Consider the following 14746-nt stretch of genomic DNA (forward strand, 5'->3'; position numbering starts at 1 on the left):
CACCATCTGTACCCTGGCAATGACGGAATATCAAGTAATAAGCGTTAAAGAATAAATAAAGATGAATGACCCAAGGGTCACTGACGGTTACAGATTACACATCAGGTTTTTCCAGTGAACGAATCACCAGGAAGTCCTGAGAGATGCCAACATCATTTCCAGTTGCTTGTCTGTTATGAATAAACCAGGCATACATATCTGAGGGCGCATTATCTTCGGGGAAAGGCTGAGGCTGACCAAGATAAGCAGCATGGGCATAATCAAGAAAACGTCTCGCTCGCCTCAATGCTGGCCTGTAGATATCAGGAACGATTTGGATACGCTTATCATTTGGATTGTTTTCCATACTGTTCTTCATTCTTATTGCAGCATAATGGACATCGTCCAGCCAACCCCAATTTTTGTGCAACACATCAAGTTCATTCTGGTAGTGTCTTGAAGTTTCTTTTGCCTGTGGTGAAATCCCCAATAACCCGGCAGAAGCACCAGCGGAGGCTAAAATATCGCCACGTTGTTTTTCATACTTCATGCATTCAAAGCGGTATTGATAGTATTGTCGCCCAAGCCACTCAATATAGCTGTCCAGATGACAGTTCTGTGCTCCGATGCTGACAGTGTTAAAAGGCACCGCTTGCTGATACAGCTTTGTCCATTGAGCGACAGACTTGTTCTTAACCTTGTCCTGCATGATAAAATAGGCAGCAACATCAGTATCCGTCTGATCTAGTGTTTGTAAATCTGGAAATGGAACACCAGCCATCGTCGCGGCCCGGTACATCCGGTGAAGGGCTACCCGGCAAAGTTCTGCACTCGGTTTTTGTTCATTTGGCTTCAGGCCTCCCCCTACATCCTCCGCGCAACCGGGTAACAGCTCTTCCTTGTGCTTATTATTACTTCCACCAAGACAATAGACGCTACGCCAGGGCCGGTTTTCATGGGCGGCGACCAGATGCAGTGCATTTTTAACCGTATCCGGCAATGCCGATTCCTGATCAACAGACTTATCGCCCATCAGCACGCTAATCCCTTTTACTGGCCCCCCGAAAGCAGAAATAAACCAGTCCACGCCATTATTATTGCTTGCGGGAGTATGACGGGCACAATCAAACAAACCTGTAAAAACAATCTCTACGGGGATCGCCTGGTAAGTATGTTTATCACCCTGTTTCTGACAAATATCATCAATCAACATATCAATGAATTTACGTGCAAGAGTTGCACCGACATCGTATCCAAAGAATGAGATAGATATTAGTTTGATCGGTACAGAGCTATTGGTTTTGGTTCTTTCAAAGAAACGCTCAAAACGTAATTTTGCCGAATTTATTCGCGTATCGACACCGGTAACTAACATATCTGCAATGACGGGATTATCACGCAACCAGGGGGTTGCCTCGATACCTGATTTCTTTGCGGCGTTTTTGGCTACATCCCCCACCAGTGATTTCCACTCCGAAGGGCTTATCAGTTTTTTCCCTGAGTCCTTTAAAACCTCCCACCAGTTACCACTTTTCAAATAATCCAGGCCAGCATCCTTCGCAATTTCTTTTGGCTGATCTTTTAAATCATTCAATGCAGAGCTTTGTGCACTGTCCATAATGGTATGCAGTTTCTCAGAGAGTTCTTCATTGAATGGTGTGCCAAGCCCCGAAAAATACAAAGAGTTATAGCTATCCTGATCGGTATTTTTTTCTTCGTCCGGAAACGCCCTGAATAGGCGCGATACGTTGCTAAGACGTGCCTCTATAGCATCCTGGTCTATATTTCGGTGAATCCCATCAAAAAAGAAACCGACATGCCAAACACGCGAACAATTTCCCAACCCGGCATCATCAGCCTGCTGTGCACGACTGGCAGCAGCAATAATACTTTCGATATCCATCAATTTTGCCCCTGCTTTACAGTCTTATCTGGAATATCAGGACGTTTTTCATAAGGCGACCAGGCATTATCACTCCAGCCCAGCAACACCTTATCCCCGGGCAAAAAGTGAACATGCAAATCATTCTCTCCCCACTTTCTTTCTGGCATTGGCATCACAACCCGACGAGTTTCTTTACGAAGACCCGCATCGTACTGAGCACGTGTGGTGCTTAATGTCCATATAACTTCCGCTGTTTTCCCACTGATACTGCCACAACAGGTTGCCTTACCACCTCCGTGAGCAAACGCATTTGGCCCTGCCACTCCGTTAACACTGAATCCCAGAATGGGCCTGTCAATTTCACTGTGAATAATTAATGTTACTGGCCCCGTCGGTGGCCCCCAGATGGATGCCCAGACTAGCCAGCCAACGTATGCCAGAACCACAGCCAATAAACTGCCCCAGATCCATTTTTTCCAGCGGACATAGCCACGATTGACGGCGTTATCAACTTTGTCGTAAGTCTTAAAAAATCCCATTTATTATTTCTCTGATTGAAGCACACATCATTAACCATTCAGATTTTCAGTACTGTATATCCGCAAGGTTAACCAACATCTCTGCCAGCGACTGTGTTCCATTCAGCACCTTTGGTAATGCAACCTTCAGTGCATCTGATTCCAGCGCCTGCCGCCCACCATTAAGGTAATACAGCGCGTACACTTTCTGATCAGCCGCGGATAACAAACCCGATTCTTTACTTTTGTTCAGCGCCTTAATCACCATCAAGCGCTGCGCACAAGCTGGGAACTTTCTGCTGGTCGGCATTTTCTGCCATTCTTTCAGGACACTGGTCACTTCGGGCTTATCCGCGATTTGCTCCCAGGTGGCTTTATCAAGCCTGATAATATGATTAGTAGGCTTATCTGCTTCCGGGGGCTTTATGACAAGTGCCTGCCACTGCGTTTCGCCAGGAAGCCACCATTGTGTGATGCCGTTGAACAGAAAGGCATGCCAGTCGTTCTCGGCACACTGCGCCAGCACACCGATAACGTGGCTCGCATAGAAGCGCGTCAGCGCCGTAGAACCATCAGGTTGCACAATAGTGCATCCACGTGATAGCTGCACTGACAGCATTGATGAATAACGCGTTGAAACAATGACTGCGGCACATCCTGGCAAAGACGTCAGATAATCAGGTAACTGCTCTTCATTATCAATTTCCAGCAACCAGGGGCCGTAGTTCTGAAATTCTGTCAATTGAGGATGGATATACAGAGAATGCAGCCTGTGAGCATGCTGCTCTTTAAATGCCAGAAAATCGGCCTCCGGCTGCGCTCCGGCTTCAAACAGCAGGCTGATGTTCTCGTCTGAACTGCAGGATAACGCTGTAATGAGTTCTGTACTGTCCATTTTTATGCTCCCTGCACTATCGCATCATTCGCCTGAATAGCTTTAAGCAGACAAGGAATACAAATTTTATTTTCGATTGGCGGGTACAAGGCTGGCATTTCTATCCTCTGCGAAGCACCACCTTCCGTATCCAGCCGGCTGGCCTTGCGGGTGTACGTTCCCGCCGTCTCGTACTTGATTTGCCCCTGCTCGATGAGGATGGAACTCCCCCCACCCACCAGACGTATTCGCTTCTTCCCGGCCAGCAGCATCTCTCTGGCAGAGATAAGGGTCAGTGTCTGCTCCGCGCTCAGGTGCATCATCCCGTTCTGAGCCTGAAACTGTACCGGCCCCTGAGCCGAAATCAGGCTTAGCTTGCCGTGTTGGGCAAACATTCCCACGCTGTCGCCCGCCAGTCCGGTGATATGCCCCTGGGTCCCGATACTGATATCACCACCGGCATTCAGGGCAATATTGTCAGTGGCCGCCAGCTGCAGATGCTCTGCGCTGGTAAACGCCATCCCCTCGGGTGCTGAGAAGTGAAGCATCTCATTGAGAGTTTTCAGCCGTGCGGCGAACATCGCCTGCTGGCTGGCGATATCAGCTTCCAGGGCTTTTGCCTGTCGGGTTGCTGTGGCCAGTCCCTCGATTTGCGTCCGGAGGGTCTCAATCTCTCCGAGAGCCACGTCCATATCCAGCACATCGCCTTCGCCGTGCACTTTGCCATCGGCGGTGACCAGCAACCCCTTCGCCACACGGATGACTCCGAACTCATCGGTGCGCAGCTCAAAGCCGGTGCCCCGTAGCGCGTTCTCCGCGTCCACGATGTGGCCCTGGGTCAGTGCCGTGGCCCCGAACGGCGTGCTGAGTGCGATATGCTCATTCTGGCGCTGGTCTTCCATCCGCAGTTCGTTCTGACCTGCGGTGCGCAGGATGTTCTGGCTGCGGTTATCGCGGGTGACCACGTCCGGATGCTCAGAGTCATGGAACGCACGGGCGATATACGGGCGGTCCGGGTCGCCGCCGTCAAAGGCAATCCCCACTTCAGTGCCATTTATCAGCGGCGTGTGCCAGCCGTACGTTTCCCCGGCGTACGGTTTGGCCTGGCGTATCCACAGGTAGTTATAGCCCGGCTCTGCGTCTTCACGGCTGAAGTCCAGCTTCACCCGGTAACGTCCCGTTTCATCGAGATGGGCATACAGTGCATTTTTCTCATCGCTCTCGACGCGTGCCGTCAGGGTCCCGGCAATCAGCGGACGTGGTACAGGCTCGGGTCTGAAGCAGAATTGCTCGCTGTAGGGCATGCCCCACACCGAGACATGCAGACGGGTGTCCCGGGCCGCGCGGAAAGTGGTGAGCGTAATCACCATCCCTTCTTTCAGCTCCGGCACACCACTGTCGCCGGTCTCCAGCACCATCCCGGGCGTCAGATGACTGGCGTTACTGAACAGGTGCAGGCGAATGGCCCTGTTCAGTTCACGTTCGTGATGGATACGAGCATAAAACGCCCCGCTTTCGGTTTCCGGCTCAGAGGTGGTGTCATCGCCCGCTTCGCGGTACGGGGCCGCGTAGCGGTAATGTTCGCCGATAGTTGCCACCTCGTTTCTGACGCTGACCTTTGCATCCATCGGCGTACCGGCCGTGCGGTAGTTGTAGTCCCGGATGGCCACACTGCCTGTCACCGTGTGGTGCCACACTCTGGCATCCCACACCGCTTCGGCTGCGCCGTCATGGAGGGCAGAAGGCTCACGATACGGCAGGCGTACATCAAACTGATACTGCAACTGGCTGTCGGCGAAGGTCACCGTATCAAGACCAGTGGTGGTGTTGACCCCGGAGCGGAACCAGATGCCGTCTTCGGCCAGTATTCGCTGAATAAACTGCAGGTCGGTCTCACGCCACTGGGTTATCAGTTCGCGGACCGGGTAAGTCCGTTCCAGCCGGAATTCAAAATCCGCTCCTTCCAGCCCGTGGCTGCGCAGGACCTGCTCCACCAGTTCCGGTACCGAAACATTCTGCCAGACCGCGCAGCGGCGGGTATGGGCAAGTAGTGCCAGGCGCGAGGAAAGCGTCACAGCGAAATGCGTCTGGTCCACGGTTTCGTTGAGGACCTCAAAACCGGTGATAATGCCCTGAACAAACCGGCCTGAGAGCATGCTGAGGGTGGCGTACTTCAGCATCGCATCCTGACGGCTGATGCCTTTTTGTGGGGTGGTGAACTCAATGCGCCATTTGAACGGCGTATTCAGCGCTTCCCGCCCGTGGAAGTTCAGCACATCCGGCTTCAGGATGCTGTCGTTTATCTCAAGGCGGTAGCGGGTCTGCCCGTCAAACAGCGCCAGCCAGTTATCGAGGGTGCTGTCCATGGGTTTACTCCTTCACCGGAACCAGGGTCAGCCCGGTGCTGTTGAGCTGGATAGCCCGCGGCTTGTCCGGATCGAGTTCGTCGCGGCTCAGTACCAGCTTCCAGGTGTTGTTTTTGATATCCGGCCGATTAAACAACCCCACCACCGCCACAAATTTCGCCTCTTCGTTCATCGGCATATTGAGCGTCATGCTGCCTTTTGGCATCACCAGCAGCGACTTGCTGGCGACGATGTCTTCTTTCAGGGTGTTATCCGCATCACGCAGCAGCTTCTGATAGTTAGCCGCGTCCACCTTCTGGCGGTCCTTCAGCTGGTAGACCTGTACCATGGTGGCAAGCGGGGTCTGGCTTTCATCGGCATTGGCTGCGGCACGTGGCTCGAAGTCCAGGTGCAGCACCTTTATTTTTTTGTAGAAAATGGCTCTGGTTGCGCTGACGGTGCCGTCCGACACGGCCTGAGTCAGGCCACATGCGGTCAACAGGGAACAGAGCAGCATCAGTGCGGCGCTGCGCGACAGGGAAGCGAAAGTCATTCGTGGAGTCCTTTTCAGCGTTCAGAAACAGGGGCGTGTTGAATGTGTCTGGTGTTGGGTATTGCTTTCAGGAATATAAGTCGAAGCGATAGCCGCCGGGCTCGGCCGGCCGCAGGGTCTCACAGGTCAGGCCTTCACAGGCGCCCAAACTCACGGTGAGGTGCGTACGGGTCGTGGGACGGTCGCGTTTGAGGCCCAGCACGCCGGTGCGGCCCAGCTGAACCCGGCTTGCCTTACCCAGACGTGGTTCAGGCAGACAGCTTACCGGTACCGTGAGGCGAAGGCGTACATCGGAGCGATAACCCATGTACACCCGCAACAGCACCATCAGGTCAGTGTGCAGCTGACAGCCGGGCAACCAGCCCTGCGCCTCCTGCGGATTGTCAGTCGCCAGCATCAGGAGGATACGGCTGCAGGCCTCTTTCCCGGTCCTGCCGAGCGTGGCCCGCTGTGACAGCGACACGCGGCTGGCTTTGCCGAGTCCACTGCGGTTCTCCACGGGAACTTTTACCGGGTCCGGGCTGATAACCGTGGCCCGGGTCTCCGGGGCCAGCAGGCTCACCAGCTGGCGGATGCCTTCGGCGTTTCGGGTTGGCAACCGCATGGTCCCCAGTAGCGCCAGGAAGCGGGAGACCGGCGTGGCAATCTGCTCCGCCGTTCCCGGGATGCCAAGCCCCACCAGACCCAGCAGACACTGAGAAGTGTCATCCACGCCACCGGCTTCGAAGGTCGCCGGGTAAGCGTACTTGCGCCAGATACGGTAGTACTGGGTGTGGATACGGTGGCTGAAGATATCAAGAAACGCGGTGGTGGCTTCATACCCCTCCCGGCGCTGCGCAATATCATCGAGGTACGCCGTCGGTAGCGGGGAGTCCACCCCGTACATTCCGAGGAAAGTGGTCCGCACCGTCGGCGACAGGTCCGGGTGGTCCTCATCGGTTTCAACCGCCTTCAGTTCACTGACCGGGAAGCCCATTCCCGGCCACGGACGAAAACGCACCGGGTCGGCGGACAGTTTCTCGGTGCTGCCCAGTTTCGGTGCATCCGGGTTCTCCTGCTCCAGCAACTGACAGAAGCGGTAGAAATTAACCCGCCAGATGTCGTCGCGAAGCGCTTCTGTCAGCCCGGAACGTGCTGGCTGTGATTCTCTTTCCATCGCAGTCGTTTCCCTGTCGGTTGCAGGACCAGCGTGAGCTGATTGAAGAGGTGGACATCGGCATAAAGGGCAAAGAAGCGATGCAGCATCTCGCCAAACAGCGTGACATCTCCCTCCCCGGCAAAGTTATCGGCATTAAGGGTGATTTCAATGTCCACCCCGCGCAGCATAAAGCCCTTTTCAAAGCGACGGATAAGCGTGTGCTTCACGGCAACAATCGCCTCCAGGCGTCGGCGATTCATCTCATCGTCGGTCCAGTCATACAGCGCCAGCGTGCCGCGTAACACTTCAGGGTTATCCATCATGCTTAAGAAACTTGAACCCAGATGGCTCATCACCCGCCAGTGGAAGCGGTCATTTGCCGGTGGGTAAAGCGGCAAAGTTGGCACCTTCAGGTTCATGACCCGAACCGGCACTTTGCCCGCCTTCACCACCCTGTCCAGCAGCGTGCTCTGGAGTGAGCGGCGCGGCAGCTGACCGTTGGTACCTGTGATGCGGATGGAGAGCGACTCCGGGGTCTGTGACAGTTGCTCCAGTTCGAATGCCTTACCGCCAAGAATAAGCCAGGTATCATACAGCCCCGAGGGGCCGCGCTTCACGCGGGTGTGGAAATAACGCTCCGGCGCGTCATGGCGCATCATGCCACCGCGGTGACGGAAACTGGTGAACGGTACGTATGGATGTTTGCCGTTTTTCACCGCACCGTGAATGGAATCCACACTGTAGATTTCCGTATGACCATCCTGCACGCGCATCGGCCGCAGCAGGTATTCGTTCTGCAGCGGGTCAGGCGTCAGCGGGTCCGCTTCCAGTGAGAACAGGTTAATGACCGGCGCGCAGTGCAGGCGGAAGTTGTCGGTCTCAAACGGCATGTCTGACGACCAGCCGCCATCGAGCACGATATCGGTCTCAAACCAGGTGGTTTTCTGACTCAGCCCTGCCAGCTCGAGGCCTCTGAGCTCCACGAACATAAACTTCTCGCGGAAGCTGAAATACTCCAGCAGCAACTGGTAGCCACTGAACGCGGAGTCTCCTTTAGGCCACAGCCGGTCGGTATCATCAAAGCCCATGGGTTTACACCAGCCGTCAAAGCGTACCCGCTCAGTTCGGGTCTCACTGTGGCGGACATACATCGCCTGCACCCGGCGCGTCAGCGCCAGATGCAGGGCCGAGGCCACCGGGCTGTCTGCATCGAGGTAAATGGCCACCTTATCAATTCCGGCTTTTGACCAGTCCACTTTATCGGGGCATTCGAAACGCAGGCGAATGGCGGCCCGACCATCAGGCTCTGTCTGCAGGCGGGCCTCACTCAGATGCAGCGGCTGCAGGTGTACATCACGGGTGGTGCGGTACTGACAGACCGTGTTATCGGGACCGACCGGACGCGACAGGACGGAAAAGCCGTTTTCAAGCACTTCCATTTTGCGAAGCTGGCGCCAGTCCGGCGTGAACGCCACTACCGACAGCGACGGAATGGTGCGCATGTAATGTGGCCACAGCAGGCTCACCAGCCCTTCGGTCAGTTCCGGCAGGTCATCATCGAGTTTTTCACGCAGGCGGCCCATCAGGAAGGCAAAGCCCTCGAACAGGCGCTCAACATACGGGTCACGGGCCCCGGTTTTATCCAGGTTGAGCATCGCCGCGCGGTCGGGGTGGGCGCGGGCAAACTCTTTACCGGCTTCGCGCAAGTAGCGCATTTCGGCTTCGTAATAGCGAAGGGTTAAATCATCCATGGGAGAAAGTACTCAATTCAGTAAATTTCAGGAAACGGCCATTCTTTCTTCTACAGCCTTACGACGATCCCACACGGGAGGTTGAGTGTTCATTTCGTCAACGTTGACACGAAGTAACGGAACACCGGCCATTTCAAACATATGTTCGAGCCGTTTATCACGTGCAATACGCTCATCAAGTTCATGGCTTTTATCATCCAGTTCAATGACGCAGACAATTTTGTTATTTTTTCTGGAGACCAGAACATAATCCACGGACATCGCATTAAACTGGGTAAAGAAACGCGCTCTTTCTTCAGCACTGAACGCCTCCTGCTCCGGTAACTTCAAAAAGCGCCCGGGGCTCACCTGACAAAATATCCGACAATATTGACCAAACCACTCTTCGAGCTTTTCCAGATATTGTCTTTCGGTCGGGGTTGTCATGTATTTTTTGTTTTCAAGAATGACACCTTCTTCCACCATTCCCCAGAACAGGTCCTCCTTCTCTTCCCAGCGAGAGTTTCTGTATTTTACGGCTGGATGTGGCGACGACGCGGGGGGACAAGTTGTTGGCTGAGCTTCGCTTCGGACAGTACGGTTCTTCGATGTGGACTGCCGAAAGGATTTTCGCTGACTTTTTCTGTGCTGCACTCCAACCCAGACGCCAGCACCAAAGCTGGCAGCGACCCAGAACAAAACATCCATCATGTTTACCTCTTTTCTAACCGCACAGCACCATCGCCCGGGCGGGATCAATGGAAATCAAGCCAGCCAGCAGTTCATCCATTTCCGGGGTGAGCCGGGCTTTGTCGCTCTCGCTGCGACCAGCTTTCAGACGCAACAGCCGAAGACGGCGGGCAAGCACGTCAAACAACAGTCCAGGCTCCCAGTCAGTGAGGGTCAGTTGCGGTGCACTGGCTGTGAGCTCACCGAGCAGGTGCAGGGCAAGCTCGTTGCGGCCGTACTGCTCTGCCACCCGCGCCATGAGTAAACGAATTAACCAGCGGCTCCGGGGTGAGGCCATGTCCGGACGATTCTGAAGCCAGGTCAGCGCTGCCTCCGGGCCATCGCGGTCACCTTTTTCCATCGCTTCCACTTCCAGCGCAGATATGTCATCTGTCTGGCCTCCGTTTGCCACCGCAGGTGCATCGGCAAACCCGGGCATGTCATCGTTGACCTTTTCAGCTATCCAGTTCAGCGTCACCTCATCGGCCAGCGGCGTGCCATCGTTCCATGCAAGAGTCTCCAGGCCTGGCAGGCGTTTCAGTAACAGCCTCAGGTCGCTGAGGATGTACTCTGCCCAGTGCTCCCAGGGCGCACCAGCCCGGCTCAGCCCCTGCCACAGATACCACTGCAAATCGAGCCAGAAGCGGTTACCGCCCTCAGAGAACATCACATCCACCTGCTCAACCAGTTCAGTCCAGCTCTGCTGCAGGTACAGACGTTTAAGCTGGGCGCGGTAGTCAGCCTTTGGCGGCAGCAGGCGTGTCCGCCCGGCTGCATCAAGAGCCGGAAGTTGCGTCACCAGGTCCCAGCGGGCGGCCTTCATCATCCTGTGAGCGGCAAGCCAGCCCTGCGGCTGCTCAACCACCCAGCCGGACAGCACCCGCAGCTGACGGACCAGTTCCACTTCCGATTTGACAGCCACGGTTTCCGGTACAGCAGTGCCTGACGTCGGTGTGCTGTGGGTGCTTTCACCTGAGCCGTCCGGTCCTGATGAAGCCACCGGTGTATCCAGCCCGCCGCTACCAGCCAGGCGGGTTTCCAGCCTGCGCAGCAAACCGGCAAAGTCAGGGCATTCCGCCTCCGGCAGCTGTTTCAGGGCCGTTTCCAGTAAACACAGCGCGGCTGCTGTTCTGGCGGTCTCTTCACGCGTCACATCCGGCCAGCGCGAGAATGTATCGAGCACTTTCTCACTGTTCAGCCAGTCGAGTGCTGCCAGTCTTGCGGTACTGCGCTGTGGGTGGCAGTGCTGCCCCGCCTGCTCCAGCATGGCTGCCAGCAGCAGGATGCCATCCGTCAGCCCGGCATCGCCATCACGCTGCAGACGGGCAAAGACATACCAGGTGACCACACGGATATCACGGGCCTGGTGGGTCAGAATACTTTCCGCCAGGCGGCAAAGCGTATCGGTATCAATACCGGAGAGTTTGTTGATTTCCTCGCGCATCAGCTGGAAATCATCCTCATAGGTCGGGTCATCCCCGGCTCCATTACCCGTCGGGAGTGGTGTCAGCCACGGCGACCACAGAGAGAGGTTTTCCCGGCTCTTAGCGAGCAGTGCGGTACGCTGGACCGCGTCCGGAAGACACAGGGTCAGGAGCGTTTCTGCAGTCGCCATTTATTCGTCTCCGGCAAGGGTGAGTGAGCTATCAGTCGCACCCACGGAAAAAATAGTCTGCGGCAGACTGAAGCCCTGCAGTTTGAGCAGTGCCAGTGGCCCGTCACCGAGCTCACTGCGCATGATGAATTTCAGCGGATTGCCATCCGGAGTGATCCACACCAGTTGTGTCCGGCTGCTGTCGAGCGGGGTGATAAGCGCCTTATCCAGCAGACGGATAAAGCCCCAGTTTCCCTGATTACTGGTATACAGGCGCATTTCTGTATTGACTGAGCGCCAGCTCAGATCCACACCGGGGTAATACGTATTGCCCGGCCAGGTGAAGCTCTGCCAGCTTTCCATCTGGTTGAAGTAATCCAGTTTCTGACCATCGAGCGTCAGTTGGGTGCGGGCCACATCGCGTGACGGTCGGGCCATCAGTTCGAAATGAACCCCGGCATCGCCCTGAGCAAAAACGATATCCGAGATATCGGCAAGCTTGTTGATGGCGGCAAGAAACGCCGGACTGATGCTCATTCCCTGACTGGCAGCCGGATCCACCACCCAGTGGTTGCCTTCCTGATGCAGCATCCCCCCGAGGTTGGTTTTGATAAATGCCGCGATACGCCCGGAGTCACTGCGCAGGAACTGGGCCAGCAGTGGCAGTGAAGCATCGCTGCCGGTGGCCTTAAATGGATAGCGTCCGGCAAAGGCGGTGTTCCACTGCGAAACAATGGTGCTCTGCCAGCGGGCATTGAGGCTGCCTGCGGCAGGAGCCAGCACCTGACGCCAGGCCAAGTCGAGCGGCTGCACAAACAGCGCCTGCCCGAAGCCGTTCCACTCCTGCCCAAGACTTGCCGCCACCAGAGAGCCGTAGTCACGGGTGTCAGTCAGGTCAATGGCTTTACCCTGGAAGACGGTCTGGGCCAGCATCTGCGCCATCGCCTGCGGATCAGGGGCGCTGGTCACCTGCTGCAGCTTGAGACGCACCTGGGTTACACGGGCAAGCCAGGACTGAAAGCTGAGGTTACCGTTTGAGCCGGTACCGTCCTTGCCGGCCATCAGCCCCGTAAGCGGCCCAAAGACGCCGTCCAGCGGCCCTTTCGGCCCCTGCGCCTGTTCAATAAACTGTTTTGCACTCTTCTGACGCCCCACCAGTTTTTTCGCCGAGTCCACCAGGGTGTCAGCCAGGGCTTCTCCTTTGGCACCCGTCTGACCCTGCCAGGCAAGCGTATTCATCAGCGCCACCAGAGGTGACTGGCGCACATCCGCCAGCAGGTTCAGTTGCGCAATGGCCTCCGAAAGCGATGACGCTTCGTGCCACTGAATGCTGTTGGCCATGTTGAGCCAGGCGTTGCCAAAGTCAGTGAAGTAACGCTCAGTCAGGCGCTGTTTCAGCGCTTCCGGTGACACATCACTGCCCGGCTGATGGGTTTTGTCGGTCAGCACCCAGTCGATTTCATCGCGGCGGGTCTTCACCACTTCATCAATCGCATCTTCAACCTGCTCTTCCCACGCCTGACGTGTAAACATCCCCGGCACCACTTCTTCAGAAGAAAACAGGGTTGACGCGTCCGTGTCGCCGGTCATATCCGCCAGGGTTAAATCCGGCCAGTTTCGGGCAATGCGCCCGAGCATCTCCTGGTACAGACCGGATTCGGCGTTACGCTGACCTATCTGTTTAAGCAAAATCTGGCGTACCGTCCCCACCAGTTCGCGGTCAGGAGAAATTTTCCACTCCGGGTGTGCCGGTAAGTTCTGCGCCCAGAAGCCGAGCAGCTTCGGCGCCTGGGTCTGCCACACGCTGTCCGGCACGCCGCTGCGGTGCGGCCAGGCCTTCAGCATATTGCCCGCCAGCCACTCCGCATCCGCTTTGTCTGGACGGGCCAGCATCAGGTAGCCTTTAAGCAGGCCGTAGGTCTTCTGGGTGGCTGACGTTCGTGCGGTGCTTGCCGGTGGCAACTGCACAAAAGCGTTAAGCTGGCGGTGAAGTTCGTCTGTCAGCGCATCGCGCATCAGCTGCTGGTTATTACGGGCATATAATGGCCAGAGCATCTTCAGCGTGTCGCTGTCCTGGTTCAGGCCAAAGCGGGTGTACCACGGCGCGCCGTGCACTTCGCGGTTCTGCAGGCGGGCAATGGTCTGCTGCAGTGCTAACTGGTTACGCAGGCGCTCCGGCAGAGGCTGTTTAGTGTCAGCGGCAACCCGGGCCGTATCCTGGGCCAGCCAGATTTGGGTGCGGTTGACGGACAGGGACAGTAGCGTACCCGCCCCCCAGAGCAGTACCAGACCGAGCAGCACCAGGCGCTGCACCTTTTGCCAGTGGAAACCGATTTTACGGGCATGCACCTGCAGGCTGTCGTTTTCGAGCGCCTGCCAGACCGGTGGTGAAAGGCGCGCATGCGGCACCGTTTCGGTCCCTGGCAATGCCGGACTGAACATCACACCCCGCAGACGGTATGGGGCTGGCCCTGACATCAGCGTGGTCAGCAGCGGGATCAGGGAGCGTCGCAACGAGCCGCGCAGGGCTTTCGACAGGCTCAACAGCCAGTGGTGCTGAGAGTTCTCCAGCAGCGCCAACACGCCTGGGGTTTGCAGGTCCGACGAGAGTGAGGTCAATGTCGAACGGACCTCTTCCGTTGTCGCACCTGGACCAAACAGCGCGCCGGCTGGAGGTACACCCACTCCGTCCTGGTCCCAGTAACCTTCCCGGACAAGCCACAACCAGACCGGCAGTTGCCAGCCCAGCTGAGTATCGGTTTTCTGACGTACACGCACCAGCGTGTCCTGCTTCGCCGTATCGGGCAGTGCAGCCGCGTTCATCACCTGCACCACGCCATCCAGCGGACGCTGTGGTCGCACTGCTTTCAGCACGGACAGGAACTCATCATCCGGCACGCTTTCTGCAAGACCGCCGTAAATAAGCACAATACCGTCACTTTCCTGCCAGTGATCGCCCTTAAGACCCGGCACCACCTTTTCGATATCACTGTCGGTACCCTGTACCAGCATCAGGCGAACTTTTGCTTTCCAGCGACGACGATAGCGCAGGCGCAAATGATCGACCAGCGCCTCAGCCACAAACCGGGAGGTGTCCGCGTCGGTATGCTTTGCTTCAGGCTGGGATGCAGCAGCCTGCTGTCCGGAGGCGACCACATCCAGCTTTCCCTGTTTCTCACCGTTCTTAGCGAATACGGTTTCAAGCACCCAGCCGATAATCAATGCTGCCAGCATCAGCAGCAGGCTGATTATCACTATGCCGGTCGTACTGAATGGCCCTATATTGAAGGTGTCCTTAACCCACTCCGGCCATAACAAGAGTGCGCCGCCAATGAGGCAGACAGACAGTGCGCCCAGAAGCAGCGCAAGCAGAAAAGTGGATGCGATTTTCATAACGGAGG

Annotated in this window: 10 protein-coding genes; all 10 read right to left on the minus strand. The window is 56.2% G+C overall.

Going from position 1 to position 14746, the window contains the following annotated elements; all coding sequences use genetic code 11:
* Window positions 1-94: 94 nt before the first annotated feature.
* The 10 genes from RY075_RS19400 to RY075_RS19445 all read right to left on the minus strand — a co-directional run bounded on the left by RY075_RS19400 (window position 95) and on the right by RY075_RS19445 (window position 14738).
* Complete coding sequence (locus tag RY075_RS19400; RefSeq protein ID WP_338627908.1) at window positions 95-1882, minus strand: DUF2235 domain-containing protein; 1788 nt, start codon at window positions 1880-1882, stop codon at window positions 95-97.
* Window positions 1882-2403: a DUF3304 domain-containing protein gene (locus tag RY075_RS19405; RefSeq protein WP_090392790.1), complete on the minus strand. Its 522-nt coding sequence runs from the start codon at window positions 2401-2403 to the stop codon at window positions 1882-1884. Before RY075_RS19405 ends, RY075_RS19400 begins: the two co-directional genes overlap by 1 nt.
* A gap of 46 nt (window positions 2404-2449) precedes the next feature.
* Window positions 2450-3277: a DUF4123 domain-containing protein gene (locus RY075_RS19410; RefSeq protein WP_338627909.1), complete on the minus strand. Its 828-nt coding sequence runs from the start codon at window positions 3275-3277 to the stop codon at window positions 2450-2452.
* A 2-nt stretch (window positions 3278-3279) separates the two neighbouring features.
* Window positions 3280-5622, minus strand: coding sequence for a type VI secretion system tip protein VgrG (gene vgrG / locus RY075_RS19415; RefSeq protein ID WP_338627910.1), 2343 nt, complete (start codon window positions 5620-5622; stop codon window positions 3280-3282).
* Between the two features lie 4 nt (window positions 5623-5626).
* A complete protein-coding gene (gene tssJ / locus RY075_RS19420) occupies window positions 5627-6154 on the minus strand; it encodes a type VI secretion system lipoprotein TssJ (protein WP_338627911.1) in 528 nt (175 codons plus the stop codon).
* A gap of 67 nt (window positions 6155-6221) precedes the next feature.
* Window positions 6222-7310 (minus strand): type VI secretion system baseplate subunit TssG, encoded by a 1089-nt coding sequence (gene tssG / locus RY075_RS19425; protein ID WP_338627912.1) that lies wholly within the window; start codon window positions 7308-7310, stop codon window positions 6222-6224.
* Window positions 7274-9043, minus strand: coding sequence for a type VI secretion system baseplate subunit TssF (tssF, locus tag RY075_RS19430; RefSeq protein ID WP_338627913.1), 1770 nt, complete (start codon window positions 9041-9043; stop codon window positions 7274-7276). Before tssF ends, tssG begins: the two co-directional genes overlap by 37 nt.
* A 27-nt stretch (window positions 9044-9070) precedes the next feature.
* A complete protein-coding gene (locus RY075_RS19435) occupies window positions 9071-9733 on the minus strand; it encodes a DUF2726 domain-containing protein (RefSeq protein ID WP_338627914.1) in 663 nt (220 codons plus the stop codon).
* A 13-nt stretch (window positions 9734-9746) separates the two neighbouring features.
* A complete protein-coding gene (gene tssA, locus RY075_RS19440; protein WP_338627915.1) occupies window positions 9747-11366 on the minus strand; it encodes a type VI secretion system protein TssA in 1620 nt (539 codons plus the stop codon).
* Window positions 11367-14738 (minus strand): ImcF-related family protein, encoded by a 3372-nt coding sequence (locus tag RY075_RS19445; RefSeq protein ID WP_338627916.1) that lies wholly within the window; start codon window positions 14736-14738, stop codon window positions 11367-11369.
* Between the last annotated feature and the right edge of the window lie 8 nt (window positions 14739-14746).

Source organism: Enterobacter sp. JJBC (assembly GCF_036936505.1).
Lineage (GTDB): Bacteria > Pseudomonadota > Gammaproteobacteria > Enterobacterales > Enterobacteriaceae > Enterobacter > Enterobacter hormaechei_C.

Bases quoted from the DNA above. Each gene is read 5' to 3' on its own strand.
- tssF (WP_338627913.1), bottom strand. From the start codon at position 9,043: ATGGATGATTTAACCCTTCGCTATTACGAAGCCGAAATGCGCTACTTG.
- tssJ (WP_338627911.1), bottom strand. From the start codon at position 6,154: ATGACTTTCGCTTCCCTGTCGCGCAGCGCCGCACTGATGCTGCTCTGT.
- RY075_RS19435 (WP_338627914.1), bottom strand. From the start codon at position 9,733: ATGATGGATGTTTTGTTCTGGGTCGCTGCCAGCTTTGGTGCTGGCGTC.
- RY075_RS19445 (WP_338627916.1), bottom strand. From the start codon at position 14,738: ATGAAAATCGCATCCACTTTTCTGCTTGCGCTGCTTCTGGGCGCACTG.
- tssA (WP_338627915.1), bottom strand. From the start codon at position 11,366: ATGGCGACTGCAGAAACGCTCCTGACCCTGTGTCTTCCGGACGCGGTC.
- RY075_RS19405 (WP_090392790.1), bottom strand. From the start codon at position 2,403: ATGGGATTTTTTAAGACTTACGACAAAGTTGATAACGCCGTCAATCGT.
- tssG (WP_338627912.1), bottom strand. From the start codon at position 7,310: ATGGAAAGAGAATCACAGCCAGCACGTTCCGGGCTGACAGAAGCGCTT.
- vgrG (WP_338627910.1), bottom strand. From the start codon at position 5,622: ATGGACAGCACCCTCGATAACTGGCTGGCGCTGTTTGACGGGCAGACC.
- RY075_RS19410 (WP_338627909.1), bottom strand. From the start codon at position 3,277: ATGGACAGTACAGAACTCATTACAGCGTTATCCTGCAGTTCAGACGAG.
- RY075_RS19400 (WP_338627908.1), bottom strand. From the start codon at position 1,882: ATGGATATCGAAAGTATTATTGCTGCTGCCAGTCGTGCACAGCAGGCT.